The sequence below is a fragment of the Hanstruepera sp. CR43 genome (assembly GCF_055227665.1).
Genome location: NZ_CP200078.1, coordinates 2,800,830 through 2,827,140 on the forward strand (window position 1 = coordinate 2,800,830; position 26,311 = coordinate 2,827,140).

Sequence of the window (26,311 nt, forward strand, 5' to 3'; positions counted from 1 at the left end):
TATTAAGTAGTAATAGTTTTAAAAAAAGTATACAATTTTTCTTTAATACCGTCTATAGGATATTCTTCAAAATATTTAAAGGTGTGTTCTTTAATGTATTGCTCATCGTACTGTTGGTAAATTTCGGGCTTGAGATCTTTCAAATGAATGGAGACATTTCTATCATCCTCAAAAATTTGCCATGTTTCCTTATCAACACTAGGAGAAAAAAGGGAGAAAGTTGGGACGTTTAGAGCCTTTGCCATATTTACAGCCCCGCCTTCATTACCAATGAGTGCCTGACATTGTGAAAGTAACCCCAAAAATGATCGCAAACTTTTGGCATATAAATCATAATAAATATGTGATTGTGTTTCGGGTTTACATAAATCGTAAAGCTTTTTGGCTTCTTCGGTTTGTTTGGGGATATAGTTGAAAAGTAAATTGGCTTGCGTTTGCTGAACAGTGTAATCCAATAGTTCAGCCATTTTTTCAAGTGGGTAGGTTTTATACCACTCACTTCCCAAAACACCAATCATAAACGTAGGATTATTGGGTTTTAATGGAAATTTACCCAATAAATTTTTTGCCTCAAGAACTTCATTATTGGTTAGGAAAATTTTTGGCTTGTAATCTGTTATTTCTTTGTCGATTAGTGGAGATAACAGTTTAATTCGGTTTATAATTGCCAACCCTATTTTGGAATTTGTTCCATTGTTTAATCGTTCAATATTATAATTGTAGAAAATTCTTGAATACCCTTTTTTATATGAAATTTTGTTCTTGGCCCCAGAAAACAGGGTTATTAAGTTGGTTTCCAGTTTGCTGTAAACATCAATAACGGCATGGTAATGTTTGGATCTAATTTTAAAAATAAACTTAAATAACGCGCCATAGTTTTTTCGAGTCTTTTCCTTTAAAACAATAATATTGTCAATGTTAGGGTTGTTTTTTAGAACATCAACACAATTTTCATAACACATAAAATCAACAATAGCATTAGGATACTCCTTTTTTATGTTATTCGATATAATAGTAGATGTTAAAACATCACCTATGCGTTTTTGTTGAATGACTAAAAATTTCATTTCGGGAATTTAGTTGCTAAAATATACAACTACAAAATAATATAAAGATGTTAAGAAGATAATTTAACTACTTTTGTAAAAATTCTGAATAATTCATGGCAATAAGCGGACTGGTCATAGCCTATAATGAAGAAAAGAACATTGGAAAATGTGTTCGTGCACTTTTTGAGGTTTGTGACGAGGTTATAATAATTGATTCCTTTAGTAAAAACCGGACGGTTGAAATAGCCGAAAACGAAGGTGCTAAAGTTATCCAACAGGAATTTTTAGGAGATGGACCACAAAGAACTTTTGGATTGCCCTATTGCCAGAATGATTGGATTCTAAATTTAGATGCTGATGAATTTCTGGACACAGATGCCATTAGGTTCATAAAAGAAAAAAAATATCTGGAAGGTAATTATGATGCGTTTGCATTCCGAGTTAAAAATTATCTAGGTGATGAACTGATTGATTTTTCAGGTTGGTATCCAGACAGCAAGGTGCGTTTTTTTAATAAGAAAACGGCCAAGCCTTCAGATGCTGCAGTTCATCAAAAAATATTGACTACCAATGAAAAAAAGGTAGCTGTTCATATTCTACATTATGGTTGGGATTCTTTAGAGCAACTCATAGCCAAAAAAAATCAATACTCAACATGGCATTCACAACAGCTCTTTGATCGTGGTAAGCGTATAAATAGTTTTAAGCCATTGTTGAATGGAACAGTGGCATTTATCAGATGCTACTTTTTTAAAAGAGGTGTATTTAATGGGTTAGATGGAATAACTCTGGCCATGGTACAAGCTTTTTTTTCATATACAAAGTATGCCAAATTACTCAAGCTTCAACGAAAAGAACGTTTATCCAAACCCTAGATTAAACAGCTACATCATATTTACGTAAAGCGTCATTAAGTGATGTCTTTTTATTGGTGCTTTCTTTTCGTTTGCCAATAATTAGAGCGCAAGGGACATTGTAATTACCAGCAGTAAAAGTTTTGGTATAGCTACCTGGAATAACAACTGATCTGGCAGGAACAACTCCTTTCATTTCTTTTGGTTCATCTCCAGTAACATCAATTATTTTAGTTGAGGCTGTTAAAACAACGTTGGCGCCTAAAACGGCTTCCTTTTCAACGCGAACACCTTCAACAACTATACATCTAGAGCCAATGAATGCGTTATCCTCAATAATAACTGGGGCAGCTTGTAGTGGTTCTAAAACACCACCAATGCCAACACCTCCTGATAAATGCACATTTTTGCCTATTTGTGCACAACTTCCAACTGTAGCCCAAGTATCTACCATAGTGCCTTCATCAACATAAGCACCTATATTGACATAGCTGGGCATCATGATGACACCTTTTGAGATATAAGCGCCATGACGAGCTACAGCGTGGGGTACAACACGTATTCCTTTTTCTTGATAACCGGTTTTTAAGGGGATTTTATCATGATACTCAAAAATACCAACCTCAAATGTTTCCATTTTTTGGATGGGGAAATATAAAACAACTGCCTTTTTTACCCATTCGTTTACTTGCCAACCGGATTCCGTTGGTTCAGCAACTCTTAGGGTACCAGCATCCAATAAGTCTATAACATTTCTAATACTGTCGATAGTTATCTTGTCGGTAAGTAAGGAACGGTCTTCCCAAGCCTTTTCAATAATTTGCTGTAGTTGTTTCATAGAAATAGTTTGAAATTTTAATCAAAATGCAAATATACTTCTACTATTTGACATTAATGAGTTGTGATGTTAAAAACATGTGACTTAATTGCTATTAAGGTGTCTATATTAATAGTAGGTAATGATAATATTTCAGTTACATACGATTTGGTTGGTTGATAGTTTGGATAAAAACATTGATTTGGGCTAAGTCAATTAATGAAAAAAATATCCGACTATCACATGTAGACTCCTTTGCAATTTTGCAGGGGAGTTTTTTTTGACTGTTATAAGTTGTAATTTTGCAGTCTATGGGAAGATTGTTGGCAATAGATTATGGTAAGGTTAGAACAGGCATTGCCATAACCGATGAATTACAAATAATAGCTTCGGGTTTAACAACCGTACTGACTAAAGACCTTATTAGTTTTTTGAAAGATTACATTGATCAGGAAAATGTTGATCTTTTTTTGGTTGGAGAGCCTAAACAGATGAACAATCAGCCTTCTGAAAGCGAAACACTAATTATTAAGTTTTTGGAAAAGCTCCAAAAGGCAATTCCTAACATTCCTGTTGAGCGTGTTGATGAGCGATTTACATCTAAAATGGCTTTTCAAACAATGATTGATAGTGGATTATCAAAAAAGAAGCGTCAAAACAAAGCGCTCATTGATGAAATTAGTGCCACTTTAATTCTTCAAAATTATCTGAATTCCAGGTGAATTTTTGGTCTTAATATTTAGACCATCGACGAAATGCACGCTGTGAAGGTCGAAAAACAGTACGTTTATCGATGAAATGCACAGTTTCATCATATCATCGAGTTTTCGTTTTGTTTCATCAAATTTTTTGGGGTTTAGCTTGTTGTCGAACATATATTTGTCCTGTATCTAATAACAAAGATCAAGACAATGAAACAATTTTTATTTATATGTGTTTTTGCCGCTTTAAGTTTTTCAGGACTACAAGCCCAATCTGATTATCAAGTAGTTACTTTAGAGAAAAAGACTGAACATATCACTAAAGAAAACGTTTCTAAAAAGGCCGATGATAAAGTGGCTGCTAAAAAGAAAGATATTTTGAACGCTAAAATAAACTTGAAGCTTAATGGACAAGAAGGTTTATTCTTAGTAAACGATAGACGCATAGTTTGTTAATATTCAACAAATTTTTATATCCATAATTAGAAGAAGCTCCTTTATTTAAAGGAGTTTTTTTATGCATTTAAGTTATAAGAATTGTATTTTTGCGACCAATAAAAGAAAGTTATAATAATGGTATTACCAATAGTCGCTTATGGCGATCCTGTTCTAAAGAAAAAAGGAAAAGAAATAGCCAAAGATTATCCAAAACTACATGAGCTTTTAGACAATATGTATGAAACCATGTATCATGCGTATGGTGTTGGTTTGGCTGCGCCTCAAATAGGGTTGGATATTCGCTTGTTTTTGGTTGACACAGCTGCTTTTGCTGAAGATGCTGATTTGAATACAGAAGAACAGGAGTATTTAAAAAATTTTAAGCGAACATTCATCAATGCTAAAATTGTTGAAGAAACTGGGGATGAATGGGCCTTTAATGAAGGTTGTTTGAGTATTCCAGATGTCAGAGAAGATGTTTTTAGAAAACCAACCATTACTGTTGAATATTTTGATGAGAATTTTGAAAAACATGTAGAAACCTTTGATGGATTGGTAGCGCGAGTCATCCAACATGAATATGATCATATTGAAGGTATTTTGTTTACCGATAAACTATCTAGTTTGAAAAAACGGTTAATCAAAGGGAAGTTGTCCAATATCTCGAAAGGGAAAATTAATGTGGATTACAAAATGCGTTTTCCTAACTTAAAAAAGAAACGATAATATTTGTTTTACAATAGCAAACAAAAGATATTTGCGCACTTAAAAAAATAATATGAGTTTAGATAAAGTTTTATCAATAGCGGGTAAGCCTGGTTTGTTCCAAATGATTGCACAAACACGTACTGGTTTCATAGCAGAATCATTGATTGATAAAAAACGGGTATCCGTTGGGATACATCACAATGTGAGTATATTGAGTGAAATTGCTATTTATACCTTGACTGAAGAGAAACCGTTAAGAGAGGTTTTTGCACTTATTAAAGATAAAGAAAATGGGCAGGAAACGCCAATCAGTCATAAAGACAGCAAGGATAAATTAGAAGAATATTTCTTTGAAGTTCTGCCAGATTATGATGAAGATCGAGTCTATGCCAGTGACATCAAAAAAATTATTCAATGGTACAATTTGCTCCAAAAACACGACCTTTTGCATTTAGATGAAGATGTGGTAGCAGCCGAGGAAGAAGAATAACACCCATTATAATTCATAAAATCCAGTTTTAAACTGGATTTTTTTATACACCTTACTGAAAATATTAATTGTATTTTTAACAAAACTTCAAAATATGAATTCCAGAGCAGACCAATTGAAAGCTTTTGATAGATTGTTGACCATTATGGATGAACTCCGGGAACAATGTCCATGGGATAAAAAGCAAACTATGGAAACCCTGCGTCATCTTACCATTGAAGAAACTTATGAACTTGGGGATGCTATTTTAGATAATGATCTCGATGAGATTAAAAAAGAACTGGGCGATGTATTATTGCATATCGTTTTTTATTCCAAAATAGGTAGTGAAACCAATGATTTTGATATAGCCGATGTCTGTAATACGATTTGTGATAAATTAATTAATAGACACCCACATATTTACGGTGACGTTACTGTGGAGAATGAAGAAGATGTTAAGCGTAACTGGGAGAATTTAAAACTAAAAGAGGGTAAGAGCAGCGTGCTTGAAGGAGTTCCTAAAAGTTTGCCAGCACTAGTTAAGGCTAATAGAATCCAGGATAAAGTAGCTGGAGTAGGGTTTGATTGGGAAGAGCCTAATCAAGTTTGGGAAAAAGTAGAGGAAGAATTAAAAGAATTGCAGGAAGAGATTAAAATTGGAGATAGTAATGCTATTGAGAATGAGTTTGGAGATGTTATGTTTTCAATGGTCAATTACGCCAGATTTTTAAAAATTAACCCAGAGAACGCATTGGAGCGAACCAATAAAAAATTCTCAAAACGTTTTCAATATTTAGAATCAAAAGCTAAAGCCTTGAACAAAAATTTAAAGGATATGACGCTTCAGGAAATGGACGTATTTTGGGAAGAAGCCAAGCAATTACCAAAATAGGTGATTAAAAAAATATAATTTTTAAGTGAAAACATCCAAATACAAAATCTGAACGTATATACTACCAAATGACAACTTCATAAGTAGGTTAATAGCATAATCACAAGAGAGTAATCTCGAATGTCATTTTGGTAAAGGTGGTTGTAATAGTTGGGAAAAGCAACCCTTTAGTTAGTTTAGTTAGAACTAAAATCCCGCTTAAGTTAAACCTTAAGCGGGATTTGGTTTTTTGAGTCATTATATTATCTAATATAAATCCTTAATTTTTCTCAATTTGGTTTTCCAAAGGTCCAATGATTGCTTTTGCTTTTCAATATTTTGGTGGACTTCCTGTACCAAAGGATTGTCGTCATCTACATTACTAAAAAATTGTAGATTGTTTTCCAGTTGGTTTATTTCTGCTTTGACATCATTGATTTTTTTTCTGATAAACGATCGCTCGTTGTCCAAATGTCTTGGGTCTTTGGCATTGTTTAGGGAGTCTAATTTGGTTTCAAATTTAATAAGTTCAGCCTCTTCATGGTTGATATCTAACTTTTTGAAGATTGTATCCAAAACTTTGTTTAATTTTCCTTCAACATATCGCTTATTAGGAGGTACATTACCAATGTCTTTCCATTTTTCAACATACCCTTTTACCTGCTCTAAATCAGTCTCTTTTTTTCCGGAAAGTTCTATATTTTTTAAATCATCCAAGAGTTTAACTTTTTGAACATATGCTTCATTACCTTCTGCATTTTCAGCATCTTTTAGGGCATGAAGTCTGTCAAAGTAATGGTTGCAGGCAGTTTTAAATTGCTTCCATATTTTATCGCTATTCTTTCTCGGAACGTGTCCAATTTTTTTCCAATCACTTTGGATTTTTTTCATCAATGTTGTTGTGGTCTGAAAATCTTCACTATCCTTATTATCTTCAGCAATTTTGATTAAATCCAATTTCTTTTGAAGGTTATCGTATTGCGATTTTTTGAGATTCTTGTAAAACGCATTCTTGTTTCTGTTGAAGGTTCTGACTGAATCCTTAAAACTGGCCCAGGTAGCTTCGTTTACTTTGATGGGAACTTTTCCGGCCCCAAAAAAATCATTGCGAAGTGCCTCCACTTCCTTGATAGCATTTTGCCAAGCATTGTGTGAAGTGGCACCTTTATCAGCAATTGCTTGAATTTTTGAGATTATGTCGTGTTTAATCTCTAGGTTTTTTTCGTAAATTTTATCTAATTCAGCAAAGTATGCCTGACGCTTATCGTTAATTTTTTTGGTGGCTGCTTTAAAGCGATCCCAAATGTCTTCGCGATGTTCTTTTCCTACTGGGCCAAGCTCTTCTTTCCACATTTTGTGAAGGGCTTGTAACTCTCTGAAAGCTCTATTATGATTGTCATCTTCTGCCAGTTCTTCGGCGCGCTCGATAATTTTTAACTTCTGTTCTAAATTATGCTTGAAATCTAAATCACGAAGATCTCTATTCAAGTGTAAAAAGTCGTAGAACATTTCAACATGATGGTGGTAACTATTCCAGGCATTGTTATATTTATCCCTTGGTATAGGTCCTGCATTTTTCCAACGTTCTTGTAACTCTTTAAAATGCTTGTAGGTTGTGTTTATATTTTCTTCAACATTAAAAAGACCTTTAATTTCTTCAATTATTTCCAGCCTATTGGCTAAATTTTCTTTGAGGTTTTTCTCTATGTTCTTATAATGTGCATTTAGTTTGTCACGATATTCAGCGTAAGTTTCCTTGAATTGCTTTTGAACTGGACTAGAATAGTAAAAATCTATTTCATTCCCACCATCGTTCAAGAACTCTTCTTTTTTCTCATCAAGTAATGAATTGAATTTTGATTTGAATTCGGATCGTAAATTTTCTACATGAGACCTAATAGCTTGAACTTTCTCACTCTTCACAAGTTTTTCAAGCTCGCTGACCAATTCATCAAGAGACATTTTATCGTAATCCTTGTGCTCTATATCGTGCCTGTCTTTGTTACCTTCATCTTCAGCATCTTCGGCGTTGGATTCGTCTATTTCATTTAGAACAGATTCATCGTCATCAACATCAGGGTCTTCTGACTTTTCTGAAGGTTTGTCAGAATCAATACTTGGAGTGTTTTCAAGGACCGGTTCTTCTTGAACTTCTTCTGGAGCATCAGTTGTTTCTTGCTCTATGTCTTTTACAGGTTCGCTAATTGCTTTTTTTTCTTCTTTTCCGTCTGCTTGTTGCAGGTTATCATGCTCTGACATTTTACTAAATGTTTAGGTTCGTTATACTACTGAAGTGTTAAAGATAACAACAACTGCAATATTTACAAAGGCTTGAACGATTTTTAATGATATTGTCTAATTGTTCCAAATATTCCAAGCTTTTTTAGCTTGGTACTTTAGCATATTAGAACCGTTAATGATAGTAGCTTTTTGGGCTAGTGCTTTTTTTAAAAAAAGGGTTTGTTCAGGATTGTAAATGAGATCGAACGCTATATGATTTTTCCCGATACCATTGTAGGGAATATTTGGAAATTGATCAACATTTGGATAGGTACCCAATGGGGTACAGTTTATAATTATTTGGTGGGTACTGATAATATCTTCTGTGAGTGCTTTGTAAGTTAATTGTCCTTTTTTTGATGGTTTTCTGGAAACAAACTGATAGTCAATATCCAATGACTTTAAAGCAAAGGCAATGGCTTTACTGGCACCACCTGTGCCTAAAATTAATGCGCGTTTGTGCTTAAACTTCAAAAGAGGTTTTAAGGCTTTTTTAAAACCGTAATAATCGGTATTATAACCTTTAAGCTTACCATTTTTAGTAATTTTTATGGTATTGATGGCGCCAATTTTTTTGGCTTTTTTGTTCAAGGTATCCAAATAGGGGATGATTTGTTCCTTATAGGGTATGGTTACGTTTAAACCAATCAATTCAGGATTGTTGGCAATAATACTGCGGAATGTGTCTAAATCTTCAATATCAAAATTGCTGTAAGAAGCATCTACAATACCTTCTTTTTCAAATTTTCTTTCAAAAAAGTTTTTAGAAAAAGAGTAGGCGATATTCTTACCAATCAAACCGAATTTACGCATAACGTTTTCTGGTTTTTTGTCCGTAAATTTCAAGTGCCAGAACAATTAATATTCCCAAAATAACAAACCCTATGGCGAATCCTGTTTCAGAATTCCATTCGGGCCTATAGCGTTGGTAGTTTTCTATAATTTTTTCTCCAGAAGAGTCCAAAGCAAATGTGCCATTTTGGTTGAGCTTAAAAATAGTTTTTTTCCATGGCCATACAACACCCAGAGACCCAACAATAAAGCCGATAATGGACGCAATTGTAATGCTTTTATAGTGTTTCAAAATATAGTTTAAAACATGCGAAAATGTTACCAATCCGGCGATCGAGCCTAACGTAAATACGGCGAGAACTTTCAGCATACGTAAGCGTTCAGAATTGTCCAAAAACCCAAAATCTCCTTTAATGATTTCAATAAAAGTATCATAAAGGGCGTTTACGGAATCAACTAAAAGCAATACATAATTACCCAATAAAATTAAAATAAATGATCCCGAAAACCCTGGTAAGGTCATACCAGAGACACTAATCATTCCACAGAAAAAAACAAACCATAAATTGTCATTTTCCTTGGCTGGATCTAAAAAACTAATACTCACACCAAGTATAATGCCTATTGCCAAGGATAGATATGTTTTGTAGTTCCAGTCTTTAAAATCTTTGCTGATGTAATAAATGGAGCCTATAATCATTCCAAAAAACACGCTCCAAACATACAATTCATAGTGAATAATAAGATAGTCCAATAGTTTGGAGACACTGAAGTAGCTAATTATCATCCCCAAAAAAAGCAGACTTAAAAAACGGCCATTGATGTATTGGAAAAAGCTCTTGAATCGACCATTAATAAGTAGTTTAAATGCTTTACGATTGACCTTTTGAAGGGAATAAATAAATTCTTCATAAAAACCAGCAACAAAAGCAACGACACCACCAGAAACTCCGGGCACTTTATTGGCAGCTCCCATTCCCAATCCTTTTAGGACTAGAAAGACTTTATCGGTGAATGTGCGTGTACTTTGCATTTACTGTGATTTTTTACCAAGTCGCTCCAAGATGAAAATCGTTAAAAACCCTACTATCATAAGCGCTATTGCTAGGAGCCATTGCGAATCGATTTGATTGTTCAGCTCTGAATAGCGAACAGCTAAAATGCTTTTTTCACTAACAACTTTGTACGACTCAAAATCGGCTATTTGCTGTTGGTATAACGTTAAGTTGCCCAGTTCGGATATGTCAGAAAAAGGCATGATTTTACCACTGGACTTTTCCATAACGGTTTCAGTCAGTTTCCATGGCCAGACCTTGTTCAATGACCCAAAAATAAAGCCTGTCAGTAAAGCCAAGGTTAGGTTGTGGTAATGTTTGAACAACCATTTTAGTAAATGGCTAAAACTTAACAAACCTACCAAGGCACCAGTAGCAAAAATGGCGATACGCTTAAAATCAAAATCATGAAGGGCATCGCTTAAGGTTTTGTAGGCACCTAATATGACCAGAATAAATGAACCGGATATACCAGGCAGAATCATGGCACAAATAGCAATAGCTCCAGCTATGAACAAAAACAATGGCGTTTCGTTACTCGCCGATGAAGGTATAAGAGTAATATAATAGGCTACAATGGTACCAATAACTAAAGCTGTTAGGGTAGCTGGTGACCACTTGGTGATCTGCTTTCCAACAAAATAGATACTGGCTATGATGAGTCCAAAGAAAAATGACCATATTAAAACAGGATGGTATTCAATGAGGTACTTTGCCAGCCTCATAAAGGATACGAAGCTTACAATGATACCTAGGAGTAAAGCGATTAGAAAATTACCATTTAAAGCTTGCCAGAACGATTTAAAACCTTCTTTTCGGAGTTTTTTTAACAAGTTTAGATTTATACCGCTTATGGTAGAAATTAGCTCCTCATAAATACCAGAAATAAAGGCAATAGTTCCGCCAGAAACACCAGGAACAGCATCAGCTGCACCCATAGCCAATCCCTTCAGCGAAATCAAAAAATAATCTGAAAAACGTCTTTGCATTTTGGATTTTTAATAAAATCCAAAGGTAGTCAATTTAAGTTACAAGAATACTTACAACTTTGCTTTTAAGAGCGTTTTAACTTGGCTCTTTTCGTATACTTGAGGAAACAATTCCTCAATAATCAGGGCAAATTCTGCATTAAAGCGCATTCCGTTTTTTAAGTGGTAGGAACCCTTTTCTGTTTCGTGCAAGGTATAATATAAACCAGCCAACCTAAATTCTATTTCAGCATTTTCCGGGTAAAATTCAGCTGCTTGTAAAAAATTATAAACAGCGGCTTCGTGTTCTCCAATTTTCAACAGAATGTCACCCCTTGTTAGCCAGGTACTCAATTCATAGTTGCCCAATTCCAAAGCTTTTTTATAGCCGTTTTCAGCTTCTTCCCAATAGGATAGACGCTCATTTATTTGAGCATAGAGTTTCCAATAAACAACATTTTCGGTATCAATATTCAAGGCTTTGTTTATGTAGTACAAGGATTTTTTATAATTCCTTTTCTTCATGTAAAACTTGGTAATGGCTATCCAACCTTTATCCAAAAGTGGATCTTCCTGAACGGTTTTCTTGTAATATTGGACTGCCAATTCCATGTTTTTGAGTTTTTCATGGCAAGAACCAATTCGTAGCAGGGCAAATGAGGTTGGGTCATCCAGTTTTAACGTGATACTGTAATTTTCAATGGCATCTTCATAGCGCTTTAATTTTTCCAACACTTTGCCTTTTTCTAAATAAGCCCCAATAAAGGTATCTTCGGAAATAATAGCAAAATCATAGGCTGCCAACGCTTTTTTATAGTCCTTGAGTTCGTAATACTGCTTGCCTAACTGATGCCAGGCAACTTCACAATACGGATTGCTATCCAAAAACGTATTTAAGTACGAAATGGCATCTTCATGCTGTCCCAAAAAGTCAAAACAATAAATCATATTGTGTAATGCAGCATAATCATGTAAATCAGCTTCAAGGCACTTCATAAAATAGGTTTTGGCATCTTCAAACTTATCCAAAAACAAATATTCCATACCGATTAAGGAGTAGATGTCTATAACATCATCGGTTAGATCAAGGGATTGTTTCAATACCTCTATGGCCTTTTCGTGGTCATCCCTTTTAGACAGGATGTTGGCTTTTTGAATGTAAATCTCTTCATTATGCGGGTCGATAACATGCAATTCATTGATTAGCATGTCTGCCTTATCCAAATCATTTTCAAACACATAGATTTCTACCTTAAACAATTTTAAATTGACGGATGTTGGATGTTGTGAAAGCCCTAATTTAATGGCTTTTTTAGCGAGTGCTATTTTTCCTTGGTTGAGGTAGTGGTGAATGATATTTTCAAATTCTTCTGAATCAAAAAACAAAACATGGTTTGTTTTTAACATGGATTCGAATCGGGTAAGTGGCAAATTGTTGTTGTCGTTGGGACGTAACTCCATAGGCACATTTATATGATTTTCCTTGAATAAATGTAATGTTCTATATGGCTAATTGCAGTTAAAAATCCAAATGTTTTTAACAAAGTAATCAACAGTAAACATTGGATTAATGGTTTGCTGCTGATTTTCAGCTGCTTGAATTTAGTTTTGTAGACTATCTAAAATAGAGGTGATGATTTTGCAGCCTGCAATCAATTCGTCATTTGAAATTGTCAAAGGTGGTGTTATGCGGATGGCTTTGGGCTCAAACAACAACCAAAATAGAATGAGTCCCTCGTCTTGTGCTTTTAAAATAACTTTGTTTGTCATTTCAGCTGAAGGCGTCATAGCAGCCAGCATCAAACCCTTACCACGAATTTCAGTAATTAAAGGATGTCTTAAGTGTTCTCTAATGAGTTTTTCCTTTTCTAGGGTTTGAATCATTAAATCACTTTCAACTACTTCGGATAGTGTTGCCAATGCAGCGGCAGCAATCACCGGATGACCACCAAAGGTTGTGATGTGACCCAGTTTTGGATTGTTGGCCAATAAACTCATTAACTCACCAGAAGTGGTAAAAGCACCAATGGGCATACCACCACCTAATCCTTTGCCTGTTACCAAAATATCGGGCACACACTTATAGTGCTCAAATGCAAATAAGGTTCCTGTACGTCCAATACCCGGTTGTATTTCATCTAAAATTAATAAAGCACCAACAGCATCACAGCGGTTTCTTATCAATTCCAAATAGTTGTTTTTAGGCTCAATAAAACCAGCACCTCCTTGAATGGTTTCTAGTATGACACAGGCCGTTTTATTGGTGATGTTACTAATATCTTGAATATTATTGAACTCAATAAACCGGACATCAGGAATCAGGGGTCTAAAAGCTTGCTTGCGTTCTTCATAACCCATAACACTCATGGCACCCATAGTATTGCCGTGATAGGCGTGTTTGGCAGAAATGATTTCACTACGACCAGTGGCACGTTTCGCCAATTTAATAGCACCTTCAATGGCTTCAGTGCCAGAATTGGTTAAATAGGTTTGCTCGAGGTTGTCCGGTAAATGTTTGGCCAATAATTTGGAAAGTGCTACTGCAGGTTGCTGCACATACTCCCCATAGACCATAACGTGTAAGTATTTATCCAGTTGTTCTTTTATGGCCATAACCACTTTGGGATGTTTATGTCCAAGTGTACAGGCCGAAACACCTGCGACAAAATCTAAATAAGCTTTACCTTTTGTATCATAAATATAGGAACCTTCGGCGTGGGAGATTTCCATAGCCAACGGGTGGGTTGAGGTTTGCGCCTGATATTTAAAGAAATCGTCCTTCACTTTTAATTATTATCCTTTTCAAGCGTGGTTTTGCTACCGTCTATTGTTTGTAAGGCTCGTTTATCTATAACCTCTTTAGGAATGTTTCTGGAAACCTTGGAAGGCTTTTTTTCTGTTTTTGGTTTGTCTTTAGAATTTTTGTCCTCTTCAGCTTTTTTAATACGTTCCATCATGGCGTCATCAAAAAACTCTTCCTGTGGAACATATTCTTCTAATCCTTTAATTTTTGGTAATTCCAAAGGTGGATCATCATTAAACAGATCTTTCACGCTTTTTGGACGTTCATTGTCACGCCACACAAAACCACGCAATAATCTAGAATTTTCAGGAAACTGAGATTCTGGTGTGGTGACCGCATCGGGTTGTTTATAACGAATAAACTGCGAAATAGCACCATCTTCAAAAAACACTGAAATACTTCCCGATCGGGCTTTGTCTATACCAAAGAGTTCATTGTTTTCATTTCGCGCATAAAATATGGACTCCGCATTTTTATTGATATCTACTTGTTTCAAATTGTTCTGCTCATCAAAAAGACCAACTAGTGTTTTACCTTTTATTTGATTGAACCCATTGTCACTCAAGGTATCTTTACTAACAATAAAAGCATTTTCAAATACCAGTAAAGAATCAAGTTTTTCGGTTTCGGGATTGGATTTAATGTGAATGGTATCACCAGTCATTTGATTCTCTAAATTCCATAATATGGGATCACGGCGTTTGGCAAAAGCGTCTTTAGAGGATAATCGAGACAGGTTGATTAGCTCTGTGAGTCCAGTAGCATGGTTAACGTGCACAGAATCGGCTTTACCACTCATGTCAGATTTATAGAACTTGGCATTTCTAAAGGCTCGGGTAATACGCTTTTCAGGTTTGCCTGTGACCATCAAGGTGTCGGCATGCATGTATATAGAATCGTTTTCCTGGACCGTTATAGCTAAAGCACGCTTGGTAATGAATACGGAATCTTTCGCCTTATATATTTCGGCGTAATGTCCTTTAATGACACTCTTATTGGTGGTGTCGGTTACTTTGATGTTGTTGGTAGCCGAAGCAAAATTCCGGTTGTTGTCAAAATACATGCTATCGCCTTCAAACACCCTGTAATCGTATTCAATTTTGGTATTTTTCATACCATAACCTGTTTTACGTTCGGTGTCATAAAAGCCGCGTTCGCAATAGGTCTTGCTTTCAGAAGTCACAATAGTTGATGGCCCGAAAAGATAGGCATGTCCTGTTTCCGAATAGAAATCCAATTGATCGGTATTGATGGTGTAATCGGGATTGACCAATACCACCTTATTAACAAACTGGTATTTCTTGCTGTTCATATAATAACGCCCAATATTACTGGTAATGGTGCCCGAAGAATCCCGAACCACACGACCACCACTTTTATAAAACGATTGCTGTTTAACCCGGTCAAAAAACAAGGTATCTGTGGTTAGGGTGGAGTTAGGTTCGGTAAGCACCACGTCACCACTGGCAAAGGCCAGTTTGGTCTTGCCGCTGTACTCCACGTATTTGGCGTTCATATTAATGGTGTCGCCTTGTTTCATGCGGACGTTTCCGTAAGCTTCCACAAAGTTCTCATTACTGTAGAGGTTGGCTTGGTCGCACCACATATCGACGCCTTCGTGAATCACATGTACCTGACCCGAGTCGTCACGTGTCATGACCTTAAGGCCTGGGGCTTCGGCTTCTTTAAACTCCAGAAACCCACCATAGACAATTTCAATACGCTTTTGGTCTTGAGCTTGTAAGCCCAGTTGCCATAGTAAGATGACCAAGAAGGTGGTAAGTATGTTGCTGTTTAATTTCAAACGCTAGATTTTGGCTCAAAAATAATGATAATATTGGTGTAGCGTGATGCATTAGGAATTTTTTAATAGAAATGACCAGTTGCCAAGTATAATCAGGTGTTCTTAAATTGCTATTTTTAACTTATTTTAGAGAAATAAACATGGTGAGTAATGAACGTAATTGTGTTTGTCAAACATTGTAGCAAATATGAGAATCCTGCTTCACATTATAATTTTTACCTTTTTAACAATTATAACACAAATTGGCGGGGTTGTGTATATAGTTTCAATTTTGCTCATTAAGAGAAGTTTAAAGAAACAGAGAATAAAACGGATTGGAGCTTTTGTTGCGCTTTATTTGATTGCTACATTTTTGATAGTTCCAAATGTTGCACCGATTTTTGGACGTGAAAAAATAAAAGAAACAGAATTTTTAAAGGCACATTCCATTTTTTATAAGCTTGCAAATAGAAATTATGTTAGACCTGAACTAAACGAAACCCTCCATCAAGTTGCAACTGAATTTGAACATCAGAATAAGGGAATTAAAATGGTCTACCTTGATGCGAACTTTCCGTTTATTGATAAATTTCCACTTTTACCACATTTAAGTCACAATGATGGAAAGAAAATTGATGTTTCGTTAATCTATAAAGACCCAAATGGACATTTGACAAACAGAAAACCTTCAATTAGTGGATATGGTGTCTATGAAAATCCAACTCCTAATGAATACAATCAAACTGAAATTTGTAAAAAAAATGGACATTGGCAATATGACTTCCCCCAATATTTGACTTTAGGGACAATTAACAAGGACATAGTATTTTCAAAAATAGGAACTCGGGATTTAGCTAAAATAATTTTGAAACAAAGTCAAATTGGGAAAATGTTTATCGAACCACATTTAAAAACACGACTGAATTTAACTGACGAAAAAGTGAGGTTTCACGGATGTCAGGCAGTTCGTCATGATGATCATATACATTTTCAATTAAAATGATAAGGCACCGATTGGTATTATGCGTAATTGATTGCTTTTAACTTTCAATTTAAATTTTTGTTATTACTCACAGACCATATTACCCATCACAGAGCACAAATGTTGGTTTACATGCGGCTCAATGGTTTGAAACCACCAAGGTATGTATTGTATCAGTAACATATTCAGAATGACCTTACCCTGATGACTTTTAGCTTTTGACTTTCAGTTTTCACAAATATTAATTTAATATATTCGTGTAGTAGCTAATGGGCTATAACCAACCCTTAACTTAAATTGAAAGACAAATGGCTCAATCTAAAAAAATAGGCCTTAAGGATGCTATTTCGATTGGTATAGGTGGTATGGTTGGAGGTGGTATATTTGCTGTGCTTGGATTAGCAGTATCCTTGGCTAAAGGAGGTACACCAGTTGCTTTTTTATTTGCGGGTATTCTGGCACTAATTACATCATATAGCTATGTAAACCTCTCAAAAAAATATCCAGATAGAGGCGGAACGGTTAAGTTTATAAATCAGGGTTTTGGAAAAACTGTTTTTAGTGGTGCCGTAAACAATTTGTTATGGATAAGTTATATTGTCATGTTGTCGCTTTATGCATCGGCATTTGGGTCATATGCACCTAACCTTTGGGAGATTACGCAAAACAAGACTATTGACTTTCATATTTATGCCAGTGCCATAATTGTAATAGCAACTGCTATTAACTATTACAGTATTGCGGTAGTGGGTAAAATAGAATCTTATGCTGTAATCATTAAACTCATTATTCTCATTGGTTTTATTGGAGTAGGTGCCTATGGTTTGATGGGTAACTCTAATCTTTCTCAATTATCTATTGCAAACTGGGAAAACCCTATTAAATTATTTGCGGGTGGCATGGTCATTTTTGTTGCTTATGAAGGGTTTGAGCTTATAGCCAATGCTGCTCCCGATATTACCAATTCGGAAAAGAATATTCCAAAGGCTTACTATTTCTCGGTCGTTTTTGTCATTCTCTTGTATATTATCATTGCGCTTGTAACGGTAGGATCACTACCTTTTGATCAGATTGCCAAAGCACAGGATTACGTCTTGGCGGAGGCCGCAAAGCCTATGTTGGGTCAAACAGGTTTTACTATTATAACTATTGCGGCGCTGATTTCAACTTTTTCAGCTATCAATGCGTCCCTTTACGGTGGAAGCAAGGTTAATTATGAAATTGCAGAAGATGATGAACTACCGCACCATTTTCTGGCTAAATTCTGGAACCAACCCATAGGACTTATGATAACGGCTGTAACGACGCTTGTTTTGGTAAACGTTTTACAGCTTGAAAGTATTTCTACGGCTGGGAGTATTGGATTTATACTCATTTTTGGTATCGTTAATTTTGTAGGTTATAAATTGGCAACACCAATGCAGACTAATAAAATCATACCATTTTTGGGTTTTGTACTTTGTGCTATAGCCTTGGTCATTCTTGTCAATCAACAATTGCAATCGAATTTAACCGGAATTTTGGTTTCGGTAGGAATCATACTCTTTTGCTTTATAGTGGAATGGTTTTACAAAAAGAGCGAAGCTAAAAACACAAATTAAGCTGTATTCATGAGTGCTGATAAAGACAAAGAAACTTTTGAAACCTGGAACAACATAGCATCTGTGTATGAGGATAAGTTTATGGACTTGGATGTGTATAATGATACATACGATTACTTTTGTAATACCATAGCAAAACCAAATGCCAAAATATTGGACGTGGGTTGTGGTCCTGGATATATTGTAAAGTATTTACTTGCCAAAAAGCCTGATTATAGAATTTTGGGTATTGATACTGCGCCCAATATGATTAAGCTGGCAGAGAAGAATAATTCTATGGCAAGTTTTGCTGTTATGGATAGCAGAAACATTGGTAGTTTAACAATGACCTTTGATGGAGTTATTGCTGGGTTCTGTTTACCATACTTATCACAAACCGAAAGTCAAAATTTTATTTCAAATGCTTATGATTTATTGAATGAAACAGGCTTGATTTATATCAGTTTTGTTGAAGGCAATCCACAACAATCTGATTTTAAAGCAGGAAGTGGTGGTCGTGTTTACTTTTATTATCATCAATTAGATGAACTTAAAAAGACACTGACAGAAACAGGTTTTTCGGAAATAACAGTTTTTAAGGTGAATTATAAAACATCAGAACACCACATTTGATGTGCATACAATAGTGACAGCAATTAAAAAATAAATATTACCTAAAAATAGTCTGCTTTCTGTCTGGCCCCACCGAAACAATAGTTATAGGTGTTTCCAATTCTTTTTCCAAAAAGTCAATGTAAGCGTTTAACGCATCTGGTAATTGCGATGCTTCAGACATCTCCGTTAAATCTGCTGCCCAGCCTTTAAATTCGGTGTAGATAGGCTCTACGTTTTCCGGTTCTATATTGTAAGGTAAATGCGTGATGGTCTCACCTTTGTATTTGTAAGCCGTGCATACTTTTAAGGTTTTAAATCCAGATAACACATCGGCTTTCATCATCATGAGCTGGGTAACACCATTGACTTGACAAGCGTATTTTAAAGCAACCAAATCCAGCCAGCCACAGCGACGAGGTCTTCCGGTTGTGGCACCAAATTCATGACCTACTTTCGCCATGGTTTTGCCATTATCGTCAAACAGTTCTGTTGGAAATGGGCCAGAACCTACGCGTGTGGTGTAGGCCTTAAAAATCCCAAAAACATCACCAATTTTGTTTGGAGCAATCCCTAATCCCGTGCAAGCGCCAGCAGCTGTTGTATTACTGGAAGTAACAAATGGATAGGTTCCAAAATCGATATCTAACAAAGACCCTTGGGCACCTTCGGCTAAAATGGTTTTTCCATCTTTTTGTGCTTGGAAAATATATTCTTCAGAATCAATTAATTTTAAGGATTTTAAAACTTTTACAGCTTCAAAGAATTCGTTTTCCAATTCCTTCAAGTCATATTGAATTTCAACATTGTAGAAGTTGATCATAGCCTCGTGCTTATTCGCTAGAGCACGATATTTATCTTTCCAGTCAGCTAATTCCAAATCGCCAACACGAAGGCCATTTCTACCGGTTTTATCCATATACGTCGGGCCAATACCTTTAAGCGTTGAGCCTATTTTGGCTTTACCTTTAGCAGTTTCGCTGGCAGCATCCAATAAACGATGGGTTGGTAAAATGATATGAGCCTTTCTGGAAATGTAAAGTGATTTTTTATAATCAACCTGTTGTTCAGTCAACTTATCCAATTCCTTTTTAAAAATCACAGGGTCTATTACGACACCATTACCCACTAAATTGATAGCATCCTCATGAAAAATACCTGAAGGAATAGTGTGAAGCACGTGTTTCATACCATTAAAAACAAGTGTGTGTCCCGCATTGGGTCCGCCTTGAAAACGTGCAATAATGTTGTATTTGGAGGTGAGTACATCGACAATTTTTCCTTTGCCTTCATCGCCCCATTGTAATCCTAGTAGTAAGTCTACTGCCATCTGTGAAATTGGTTATTTAGTTGATTTTCGGTTGCCGTAAAAGTAGAGTGAGTGATTTTTAATTTCGATATCAAAGACCTCTTCAATGGTTTTTTTGATAGATTGAATCCGTGGGTCGCAAAATTCAATAACTTCACCAGTATCGGTTAAAATAACATGGTCGTGCTGTTTATCAAAATACGACTTTTCATAATGTGCCTGATTTTGTCCAAACTGATGCTTGCGTACCAAGCCACATTCCAAAAGCAATTCAATAGTGTTGTACAACGTAGCACGACTCACCCTGTATTTTTTGTTCTTCATGTTGAGGTATAACGATTCAATATCGAAATGCTCACTGCTGTTGTAAATTTCTTGAAGAATGGCGTAGCGTTCAGGTGTTTTGCGATGTCCTTTTTCAGTTAAAAAGGCCGTGAACACGTTCTTTACTATCTCCTGGTTTTTTGTATCGGTTTTAACACTCATAATTTCGCTGCAAATTTACACTTATTTTTAAACTCTGGACACTTTATCGATACCATTAATTTTTTTTAAGTTGTCCATGAGCTTTTTAAGCATATTGTTGTTCTTGACAATCACATTAATTTTTCCAGAGAAAATACCGTCATCACTTTCAAAACTGATACTTTTCATGTTGACATGCATGTTGGATGAAATGACCTTGGTGATGTTGTTTACCAATCCCAGATTGTCGATACCCGATAGTCGTATTTGCGCGGCAAATTCCTGTTGTGACGAATCTATCCACTTGGCCTGCATAATGCGATAGGCATAATTAGATTGCAAACTGACGGCATTCGGGCAATTTTTCTTGTGGACTTTAATACCATCATTAATGGTTAAAAAGCCGAAAACAGGATCGCCAGGAATGGGATTGCAACAATGGGCAAATTTATAATCAAGTTTCTCTTCTTCCTTGCCAAAAACGAGCATATCATATTTGGAGGTGATTTCATCTTTGTCTATTTCTTCTTTTGGAATAGAAGGTTTTCTTGAGATTTTATTCTTGATATAGCTCATCAAAGCATTGCTTCTGGATGAGGCATATTCCTTGAGCATGGTGTTGTCAATTGAACCAACACCAACACGATAAAACAAATCTAGACTGGTTTTTAATTTGAAATGGTTGACCATTTCATTAACCGATCTTTCGTCTAAATTGATTTTGAGCTGTTTTAATTTTCTGCGTAAGACTTCCTTGCCTTCTTCAGCAATTTCCTTTTTATCTTCTTTTAAAGCTGATTTGATTTTACTTCTGGCTCTTGCTGTTGTGGCATAATCTAACCAGTTTGAATTGGGCTTGGCGTTTTCAGCAGTTAAAATATCAACGCGGTCGCCACTTTTCAAGACATGACTCAAGGGCACCAATTTGCCATTTACCTTGGCGCCACGGGTTCTCATACCGACTTCTGTATGAATACTAAAGGCAAAATCCAATGGGGTAGCACCTTTAGGCAAGGATTTCAAATCGCCTTTTGGGGTAAACACAAAAATTTCTTTGGAATAGAGATTGAGCTTAAATTGCTCTACAAAGTCTACGGCGTCTATCTCTGGGTTTTCCAATGTCTCCTGAAGTTTGGCTATCCACATATCGATACTATCGTCGTCTTCACCACCTTCTTTGTATTTATAATGTGCGGCATAACCTTTTTCGGCAATTTCATTCATCCGTTCGCTTCGAATTTGCACTTCAACCCATCTGCCTTTTGGGCCAACCACAGTTATATGCAAAGCTTCATAGCCCGTAGACTTAGGCGATGAAATCCAATCACGTAATCGAGTGGGATTGGGCCTAAAATGGTCAGTTACGATGGAATAAATTTTCCACGCCAGAAACTTTTCGTTTTCAGGGTCACTTTTGTAAATGATTCGTACGGCAAATTTGTCGTAAACTTCATCAAACGAGACACCTTGATTGAGCATTTTTCGGCGAATGGAGAAAATGGATTTTGGACGGCCTTTGATTTCGTAATCCAAATGTTCTTTGTCCAGAGACGTGGAAATAACTTTGCTAAATTCCTTGATGTAATTATCTTGTTCTTCCTTACTCTCCTTAATCTTGTTTAAGATATCATTATAAACATCCGGCTCGGTATATTTTAAGCCTAAATCTTCAAGTTCGGTTTTAATATTATAGAGTCCAATTCTATGAGCCAGTGGCGCATAAATATAAAGAGTTTCCGATGCAATTTTGACTTGCTTGTCTGCGCGCATGGAATCCATGGTTTGCATGTTGTGTAATCTGTCGGCTATCTTGATGATGATAACCCGGACATCATCATTAAGCGTTAGAAGCATTTTTCTAAAATTCTCTGCCTGCATGGATACGTCCATGTCTTTTTTAAGGGAAGAAATTTTTGTTAATCCATCGACAATTCGAGCAACAGTCTCACCGAACATCTTCTCGATATCTTTGAGAGTATAATTGTCATTGTCCTCTACAACATCATGAAGTAAGGCTGCGGTAATGGAAGTAGCATCCAAACCGATTTCCTGCGCTACTATTTTGGCAACGGCAATAGGGTGAAATATATAGGCTTCACCAGATTTTCTACGCTGATCTTTATGAGCATCGACAGCTACATCAAATGCCTTGCGGATTTGCTTTTTGTCTTGTGCAGAAAGCGTTCTATAACTTACGCGAAGCAGTTCTTTGTAAGCTTGGGCAATTGCAGCATTTTCCTTTTCAATATCTATTTCTGTCATATACTAAAATTACTAAAACATAATGAACTAACAACGCTTTTTGTTAAGTTAAAACTATAAATTTTCGATTTTTTTTGGTTTATTTTTTTGGAGCAACCGAGATGCCTTTTTCAGCAAAATTTTTGAAGTCCTCTAGATATTTTTTTGATTGTTTTTTAAAGGCTCCTGGCATTAAAAGAGTCATCATTCGAAGCATAAAGCTTGTGGGTAGGAATTCGCTTTTTGATGTCCATTTGGTTCTATTCTCATCCAGTTCTTCAAAGAAATTTTCCTGAAGGTTGTGCATACCTTTTGTATCGTATGTAACATGAAAAGCGTGTGGTAAATCTTGAAAGGTAATGGTTTCAATTAATTCCATTTCCCGCTTTCCCATTTTATACACAAGTTTCATTTTGGAACCTATTTCACCTGGAACACCGGATATATGGTCGTAGTCAATTAAACCGCGTTGCCAATGCTTCATATTATCAGGGTTGTCCAATTTTTTAATGAATTCTTTCAGAGGAACGTTCACTATTATTTCTGTGGTGTAAATCATAACGGATACTATTAATGAAATTTAAATATACGTTATTTTTGAATTTTAATTTTACTCTGATAATCCAATACTAAAAAACTTTATGAGTCGTTTGTTTTTACATCTTGTATTATAGGCTATTATTCCTATTTTTGCATGAATTGAAAAAATCAATATATACTTATGACTAAATATATTTATGCTATCCTAATGGTGTTTGGCTTGTCTGTAGTAAAGGCACAGACAACTGATTCAGATGTGTTGTTTACAGTTGCGGGCGAACCCGTTTATGCGTCCGAATTTATTAGGATCTTTAATAAGAATTTGGATTTAGTCCAAGATGAATCTCAAAAAAACGTAGATGAATATTTAAAGCTCTTTGTTAATTATAAATTGAAGCTTAAGGAAGCTAAGGAGCAAGGCCTTGATGAAAAGCCTTCCTATATCAGGGAATTAAGTAATTATAAAAAACAATTAGCTAAAAATTATCTTACCGATTCTAAAGTAACTGATGAACTTGTCGCTGAAGCTTATGAGCGCATATCAAAAGAGGTTAATGCAGATCATATCTTAATTAGGCTTGATGAGAATGCCTCACCAGAAGATACACTGGCTGCTTACAATCAACTTTTGAAATTTCGAGATCGCGTTGCCAAAGAGGGTTTTGAAGATGTTCAGAAAGACGTTCATAACGGTAAAACAATCTATGCCGAGAATTTAGGTTATTTTTCTGGTTTTAAAATGGTTTATCCATTTGAAACAGCTGCCTATAATACACCTGTTGGAGAAATTTCTATGCCATTTAAAACCCGATTTGGATACCATATCGTTATCGTTAACGATGTTCGTCAGTCGAGAGGCGAGCGGTCTGTTTCCCATATTATGGTAAGTGAAAATAAGGACGATTCCTCAATAGCTGAAACCCGAATTAACGATATTTATAATAAGTTACAACAAGGCGAATCGTTTGAGTCATTGGCTAAACAATTTTCAGACGATAAAAGTTCTGCCCAAAATGGTGGAAAACTATCACCATTTAGTGGCGGACAGTTGAGTTCTAGTGAGTTTGAAGAGCAGGCATTTGGTTTAGAGAACGTTGGAGACATTTCCAAGCCTTTCAAAACCGAATTTGGATGGCACATCATTAAACTAAACGACAAAAAAAGTATTGAGACTTTTGAAGCCATGAAGCCCGAATTAGAAGCTAAAGTAAAAAAAGATTCTAGGTCCCAATTAATAAATACTTCACTTGTAAACAATCTTATGGCACGTTATCAGGTAAGTTATGAGCAACCTGCGCTATCGTATTTTCAATCTTTGTTGAGTGATGAGTATTTTGTTGGTAGATGGGTTTTGCCAAACGATTTTCAAGGAGAAAAAGATCTTGTAGCCATCGAAAATAAGAAATTAAGCTACAATGATTTCGGACAGTTTTTACTTAAAAGCCAAAGAAGGGCTACTGCTAAGAAGTCTTTCGATAAGTTGGTTGAAGAAAAGTACAAGGAATTTCTAGATGCTAATTTGGTACAGTATCAGGAAGAAAATTTAGAAAATGAAAATGATGATTTTGCTCATATAGTTGCAGAATATCGAGATGGATTGTTGTTGTTTGATTTAATGGAAACCGAGATATGGAATGCTTCTAAATCGGATTCTGTTGGTTTGGATAATTTTTATCAAGCGAACAAAAATAAATACCTCTGGAATGAGCGGGTTGAGGCTCTTGTGGCTTCTTCGTCAAACAAGGGAACAATAAAACAGGTGAAACAAATGTTGGAAGATGGAAAATCTGAGGAAGCAATCAAAAGTGCATTAAATTCAGATGGGAAAATACATGTGATCTTTACTTCAGGTATCATGGATAAAGAGCACCAGGCCTTGCCTCAAGATTTTGGTTATAAAACCGGTGTTTCAAAAATATATCCTTATAATGATGCCTATATTGTGGCATTGGTAAACAAGGTTTTGCCGAAAGAACCGAAAGCTTATGAAGAAGCCAAAGGGCAAATAATAAGTGATTTTCAAGTTCATAAAGAAGAACTTTGGTTGCAGGATTTAAGGTCTCAATACCCGGTTGTCATAAACGAAGAAATTCTGAATAAAGTAAAAAAACAAATTAACAACTAATTGAAACAGTCTGGTTTTTTGGTCATATTGTTAACTGTTTTGACAACTTCATGTAATTATTTTTATAAGCAGGAAGATGACAGAAAACCATTGGCTCGTGTTAATGAGAATTATCTTTATCAAGATGATGTCACTCATTTATTTACCGAAAATATATCTGAAGAAGATAGTATAATCAGACTCACCAACTTTATCAATAAATGGGCGGCTGAACAGTTGTTGGTTGATGGGGCTAGACGAAATTTAAGTGATCAAAAACTCAAGCGTTTTGATGATTTGGCCAATCAGTATAGAAATGAACTTTATTCAACAGCTTATCTTGAGGCTTTAGTGACCAGAAATATAGATACTTCGGTTTCTCTGTTGGAAGCAGAATCTTATTATAACGATAACAAGGACATTTTTAAGCTCAATGAGGATCTTATTAAATTTCGATATATCAACATTGACGAGAATAGATTTGAATTACCCGATTTGAAAACTAAATTCACTCGGTTCAATGAAGATGATAAGAAAGAGCTGGATTCCATTGCTATTCAATTCAAGTCTTATTCACTTAATGACTCCATTTGGATAAAGGTTACTCAAGCCATTGATAAAATTCCTGTAATCACAACTGAAAACAAAAATGAATTGTTAAAAAAATCTAATTTTATACAACTCAAAGATTCATTAGGATTATATTTGATGCAAATAAAAGATGTGCTTGAGCGGAATAGTTTGGCGCCATTGGAGTATGTCAAACCCACCATTGACCAGATAGTCATAAACAAGCGAAAATTAGAACTTATAAAAGAATTAGAAAAAGATATAACTAAGGATGCTATCAAAAACAAACAATTTGAAATTTATAACTAGAACTTTTT

Annotated in this window: 25 protein-coding genes; 12 read left to right on the forward strand and 13 right to left on the reverse strand. The window is 35.5% G+C overall.

What is annotated here, in order from left to right; translation table 11 throughout:
* Positions 1 to 2: 2 nt before the first annotated feature.
* The gene (locus ACKXGU_RS12830; protein WP_463465679.1) at positions 3 to 1,067 is read right to left on the reverse strand and encodes a glycosyltransferase family 9 protein; all 1,065 of its coding nucleotides are present in this window, start codon (positions 1,065 to 1,067) and stop codon (positions 3 to 5) included.
* A 95-nt stretch (positions 1,068 to 1,162) separates the two neighbouring features.
* On the opposite strand from ACKXGU_RS12830, the gene ACKXGU_RS12835 reads away from it, so the two are divergent.
* On the forward strand, positions 1,163 to 1,924 hold the full coding sequence (locus ACKXGU_RS12835; protein ID WP_463465680.1) for a glycosyltransferase family 2 protein: 762 nt from the start codon (positions 1,163 to 1,165) through the stop codon (positions 1,922 to 1,924).
* A gap of 1 nt (position 1,925) precedes the next feature.
* On the opposite strand, the gene ACKXGU_RS12840 is transcribed toward ACKXGU_RS12835, so the two are convergent.
* On the reverse strand, positions 1,926 to 2,741 hold the full coding sequence (locus tag ACKXGU_RS12840; protein WP_463465681.1) for a 2,3,4,5-tetrahydropyridine-2,6-dicarboxylate N-succinyltransferase: 816 nt from the start codon (positions 2,739 to 2,741) through the stop codon (positions 1,926 to 1,928).
* 290 nt (positions 2,742 to 3,031) lie between these two features.
* Between ACKXGU_RS12840 and ruvX the strand changes: the two genes are divergently transcribed.
* The 5 genes from ruvX to mazG all read left to right on the forward strand — a co-directional run bounded on the left by ruvX (position 3,032) and on the right by mazG (position 5,931).
* Positions 3,032 to 3,442, forward strand: a complete 411-nt coding sequence (ruvX, locus tag ACKXGU_RS12845; RefSeq protein WP_463465682.1) for a Holliday junction resolvase RuvX — start codon at positions 3,032 to 3,034, stop codon at positions 3,440 to 3,442.
* 189 nt (positions 3,443 to 3,631) lie between these two features.
* Entirely contained in the window at positions 3,632 to 3,877 is a 246-nt protein-coding gene (locus tag ACKXGU_RS12850) for a hypothetical protein (protein ID WP_463465683.1), read from the forward strand.
* A gap of 117 nt (positions 3,878 to 3,994) precedes the next feature.
* Positions 3,995 to 4,585 carry a peptide deformylase gene (gene def, locus ACKXGU_RS12855; protein WP_463465684.1) on the forward strand — a complete coding sequence of 197 codons (591 nt, stop codon included), beginning with the start codon at positions 3,995 to 3,997 and terminating at the stop codon, positions 4,583 to 4,585.
* A 52-nt stretch (positions 4,586 to 4,637) separates the two neighbouring features.
* A complete protein-coding gene (locus ACKXGU_RS12860; protein WP_463465685.1) occupies positions 4,638 to 5,057 on the forward strand; it encodes a DUF5606 family protein in 420 nt (139 codons plus the stop codon).
* Between the two features lie 94 nt (positions 5,058 to 5,151).
* The gene (mazG, locus tag ACKXGU_RS12865) at positions 5,152 to 5,931 is read left to right on the forward strand and encodes a nucleoside triphosphate pyrophosphohydrolase (RefSeq protein ID WP_463465686.1); all 780 of its coding nucleotides are present in this window, start codon (positions 5,152 to 5,154) and stop codon (positions 5,929 to 5,931) included.
* Between the two features lie 246 nt (positions 5,932 to 6,177).
* Here mazG and ACKXGU_RS12870 read toward each other — a convergent pair whose 3' ends face one another.
* The 7 genes from ACKXGU_RS12870 to ACKXGU_RS12900 all read right to left on the reverse strand — a co-directional run bounded on the left by ACKXGU_RS12870 (position 6,178) and on the right by ACKXGU_RS12900 (position 15,612).
* Positions 6,178 to 8,169: a DUF349 domain-containing protein gene (locus ACKXGU_RS12870; RefSeq protein ID WP_463465687.1), complete on the reverse strand. Its 1,992-nt coding sequence runs from the start codon at positions 8,167 to 8,169 to the stop codon at positions 6,178 to 6,180.
* Between the two features lie 96 nt (positions 8,170 to 8,265).
* A complete protein-coding gene (locus ACKXGU_RS12875) occupies positions 8,266 to 9,003 on the reverse strand; it encodes a shikimate dehydrogenase family protein (protein ID WP_463465688.1) in 738 nt (245 codons plus the stop codon).
* On the reverse strand, positions 8,996 to 10,015 hold the full coding sequence (locus ACKXGU_RS12880; protein ID WP_463465689.1) for a DUF368 domain-containing protein: 1,020 nt from the start codon (positions 10,013 to 10,015) through the stop codon (positions 8,996 to 8,998). Before ACKXGU_RS12880 ends, ACKXGU_RS12875 begins: the two co-directional genes overlap by 8 nt.
* Positions 10,016 to 11,026 carry a DUF368 domain-containing protein gene (locus ACKXGU_RS12885; RefSeq protein ID WP_463465690.1) on the reverse strand — a complete coding sequence of 337 codons (1,011 nt, stop codon included), beginning with the start codon at positions 11,024 to 11,026 and terminating at the stop codon, positions 10,016 to 10,018.
* A 51-nt stretch (positions 11,027 to 11,077) separates the two neighbouring features.
* Positions 11,078 to 12,466 (reverse strand): tetratricopeptide repeat protein, encoded by a 1,389-nt coding sequence (locus ACKXGU_RS12890; RefSeq protein WP_463465691.1) that lies wholly within the window; start codon positions 12,464 to 12,466, stop codon positions 11,078 to 11,080.
* Between the two features lie 141 nt (positions 12,467 to 12,607).
* Complete coding sequence (locus ACKXGU_RS12895; RefSeq protein WP_463465692.1) at positions 12,608 to 13,789, reverse strand: aspartate aminotransferase family protein; 1,182 nt, start codon at positions 13,787 to 13,789, stop codon at positions 12,608 to 12,610.
* Positions 13,790 to 13,791: 2 nt separating this feature from the next.
* Positions 13,792 to 15,612: an OstA-like protein gene (locus tag ACKXGU_RS12900; RefSeq protein ID WP_463465693.1), complete on the reverse strand. Its 1,821-nt coding sequence runs from the start codon at positions 15,610 to 15,612 to the stop codon at positions 13,792 to 13,794.
* A gap of 166 nt (positions 15,613 to 15,778) precedes the next feature.
* On the opposite strand from ACKXGU_RS12900, the gene ACKXGU_RS12905 reads away from it, so the two are divergent.
* The 4 genes from ACKXGU_RS12905 to ACKXGU_RS12920 all read left to right on the forward strand — a co-directional run bounded on the left by ACKXGU_RS12905 (position 15,779) and on the right by ACKXGU_RS12920 (position 18,786).
* Complete coding sequence (locus tag ACKXGU_RS12905) at positions 15,779 to 16,594, forward strand: hypothetical protein (protein WP_463465694.1); 816 nt, start codon at positions 15,779 to 15,781, stop codon at positions 16,592 to 16,594.
* Between the two features lie 57 nt (positions 16,595 to 16,651).
* Complete coding sequence (locus tag ACKXGU_RS12910) at positions 16,652 to 16,753, forward strand: DinB family protein (RefSeq protein WP_463465695.1); 102 nt, start codon at positions 16,652 to 16,654, stop codon at positions 16,751 to 16,753.
* 128 nt (positions 16,754 to 16,881) lie between these two features.
* On the forward strand, positions 16,882 to 18,174 hold the full coding sequence (locus ACKXGU_RS12915) for an APC family permease (protein WP_463465696.1): 1,293 nt from the start codon (positions 16,882 to 16,884) through the stop codon (positions 18,172 to 18,174).
* A 9-nt stretch (positions 18,175 to 18,183) separates the two neighbouring features.
* Positions 18,184 to 18,786: a class I SAM-dependent DNA methyltransferase gene (locus tag ACKXGU_RS12920; RefSeq protein WP_463465697.1), complete on the forward strand. Its 603-nt coding sequence runs from the start codon at positions 18,184 to 18,186 to the stop codon at positions 18,784 to 18,786.
* Between the two features lie 37 nt (positions 18,787 to 18,823).
* Here the strand turns inward: ACKXGU_RS12920 and ACKXGU_RS12925 are convergent, their stop codons facing one another.
* From ACKXGU_RS12925 to ACKXGU_RS12940, 4 genes are all read right to left on the reverse strand, one after another.
* Positions 18,824 to 20,095 carry an adenylosuccinate synthase gene (locus tag ACKXGU_RS12925; protein ID WP_463465698.1) on the reverse strand — a complete coding sequence of 424 codons (1,272 nt, stop codon included), beginning with the start codon at positions 20,093 to 20,095 and terminating at the stop codon, positions 18,824 to 18,826.
* A 12-nt stretch (positions 20,096 to 20,107) separates the two neighbouring features.
* Complete coding sequence (locus ACKXGU_RS12930) at positions 20,108 to 20,560, reverse strand: Fur family transcriptional regulator (RefSeq protein ID WP_103051826.1); 453 nt, start codon at positions 20,558 to 20,560, stop codon at positions 20,108 to 20,110.
* 27 nt (positions 20,561 to 20,587) lie between these two features.
* Positions 20,588 to 22,801: a RelA/SpoT family protein gene (locus ACKXGU_RS12935; protein WP_463465699.1), complete on the reverse strand. Its 2,214-nt coding sequence runs from the start codon at positions 22,799 to 22,801 to the stop codon at positions 20,588 to 20,590.
* A gap of 79 nt (positions 22,802 to 22,880) precedes the next feature.
* A complete protein-coding gene (locus ACKXGU_RS12940) occupies positions 22,881 to 23,339 on the reverse strand; it encodes an SRPBCC family protein (protein ID WP_463465700.1) in 459 nt (152 codons plus the stop codon).
* A gap of 162 nt (positions 23,340 to 23,501) precedes the next feature.
* On the opposite strand from ACKXGU_RS12940, the gene ACKXGU_RS12945 reads away from it, so the two are divergent.
* Both ACKXGU_RS12945 and ACKXGU_RS12950 read left to right on the forward strand, forming a co-directional pair.
* The gene (locus ACKXGU_RS12945) at positions 23,502 to 25,445 is read left to right on the forward strand and encodes a peptidylprolyl isomerase (protein ID WP_463465701.1); all 1,944 of its coding nucleotides are present in this window, start codon (positions 23,502 to 23,504) and stop codon (positions 25,443 to 25,445) included.
* On the forward strand, positions 25,446 to 26,303 hold the full coding sequence (locus ACKXGU_RS12950; protein ID WP_463465702.1) for a peptidyl-prolyl cis-trans isomerase: 858 nt from the start codon (positions 25,446 to 25,448) through the stop codon (positions 26,301 to 26,303).
* Positions 26,304 to 26,311 lie beyond the last annotated feature (8 nt).

Coding starts and splice junctions, on each gene's coding strand:
- ACKXGU_RS12830 (WP_463465679.1), bottom strand. CDS start 1,067: ATGAAATTTTTAGTCATTCAACAAAAACGCATAGGTGATGTTTTAACA.
- ACKXGU_RS12835 (WP_463465680.1), top strand. CDS start 1,163: ATGGCAATAAGCGGACTGGTCATAGCCTATAATGAAGAAAAGAACATT.
- ACKXGU_RS12840 (WP_463465681.1), bottom strand. CDS start 2,741: ATGAAACAACTACAGCAAATTATTGAAAAGGCTTGGGAAGACCGTTCC.
- ruvX (WP_463465682.1), top strand. CDS start 3,032: ATGGGAAGATTGTTGGCAATAGATTATGGTAAGGTTAGAACAGGCATT.
- ACKXGU_RS12850 (WP_463465683.1), top strand. CDS start 3,632: ATGAAACAATTTTTATTTATATGTGTTTTTGCCGCTTTAAGTTTTTCA.
- def (WP_463465684.1), top strand. CDS start 3,995: ATGGTATTACCAATAGTCGCTTATGGCGATCCTGTTCTAAAGAAAAAA.
- ACKXGU_RS12860 (WP_463465685.1), top strand. CDS start 4,638: ATGAGTTTAGATAAAGTTTTATCAATAGCGGGTAAGCCTGGTTTGTTC.
- mazG (WP_463465686.1), top strand. CDS start 5,152: ATGAATTCCAGAGCAGACCAATTGAAAGCTTTTGATAGATTGTTGACC.
- ACKXGU_RS12870 (WP_463465687.1), bottom strand. CDS start 8,169: ATGTCAGAGCATGATAACCTGCAACAAGCAGACGGAAAAGAAGAAAAA.
- ACKXGU_RS12875 (WP_463465688.1), bottom strand. CDS start 9,003: ATGCGTAAATTCGGTTTGATTGGTAAGAATATCGCCTACTCTTTTTCT.
- ACKXGU_RS12880 (WP_463465689.1), bottom strand. CDS start 10,015: ATGCAAAGTACACGCACATTCACCGATAAAGTCTTTCTAGTCCTAAAA.
- ACKXGU_RS12885 (WP_463465690.1), bottom strand. CDS start 11,026: ATGCAAAGACGTTTTTCAGATTATTTTTTGATTTCGCTGAAGGGATTG.
- ACKXGU_RS12890 (WP_463465691.1), bottom strand. CDS start 12,466: ATGGAGTTACGTCCCAACGACAACAACAATTTGCCACTTACCCGATTC.
- ACKXGU_RS12915 (WP_463465696.1), top strand. CDS start 16,882: ATGGCTCAATCTAAAAAAATAGGCCTTAAGGATGCTATTTCGATTGGT.
- ACKXGU_RS12920 (WP_463465697.1), top strand. CDS start 18,184: ATGAGTGCTGATAAAGACAAAGAAACTTTTGAAACCTGGAACAACATA.
- ACKXGU_RS12925 (WP_463465698.1), bottom strand. CDS start 20,095: ATGGCAGTAGACTTACTACTAGGATTACAATGGGGCGATGAAGGCAAA.
- ACKXGU_RS12930 (WP_103051826.1), bottom strand. CDS start 20,560: ATGAGTGTTAAAACCGATACAAAAAACCAGGAGATAGTAAAGAACGTG.
- ACKXGU_RS12935 (WP_463465699.1), bottom strand. CDS start 22,801: ATGACAGAAATAGATATTGAAAAGGAAAATGCTGCAATTGCCCAAGCT.
- ACKXGU_RS12940 (WP_463465700.1), bottom strand. CDS start 23,339: ATGATTTACACCACAGAAATAATAGTGAACGTTCCTCTGAAAGAATTC.
- ACKXGU_RS12945 (WP_463465701.1), top strand. CDS start 23,502: ATGACTAAATATATTTATGCTATCCTAATGGTGTTTGGCTTGTCTGTA.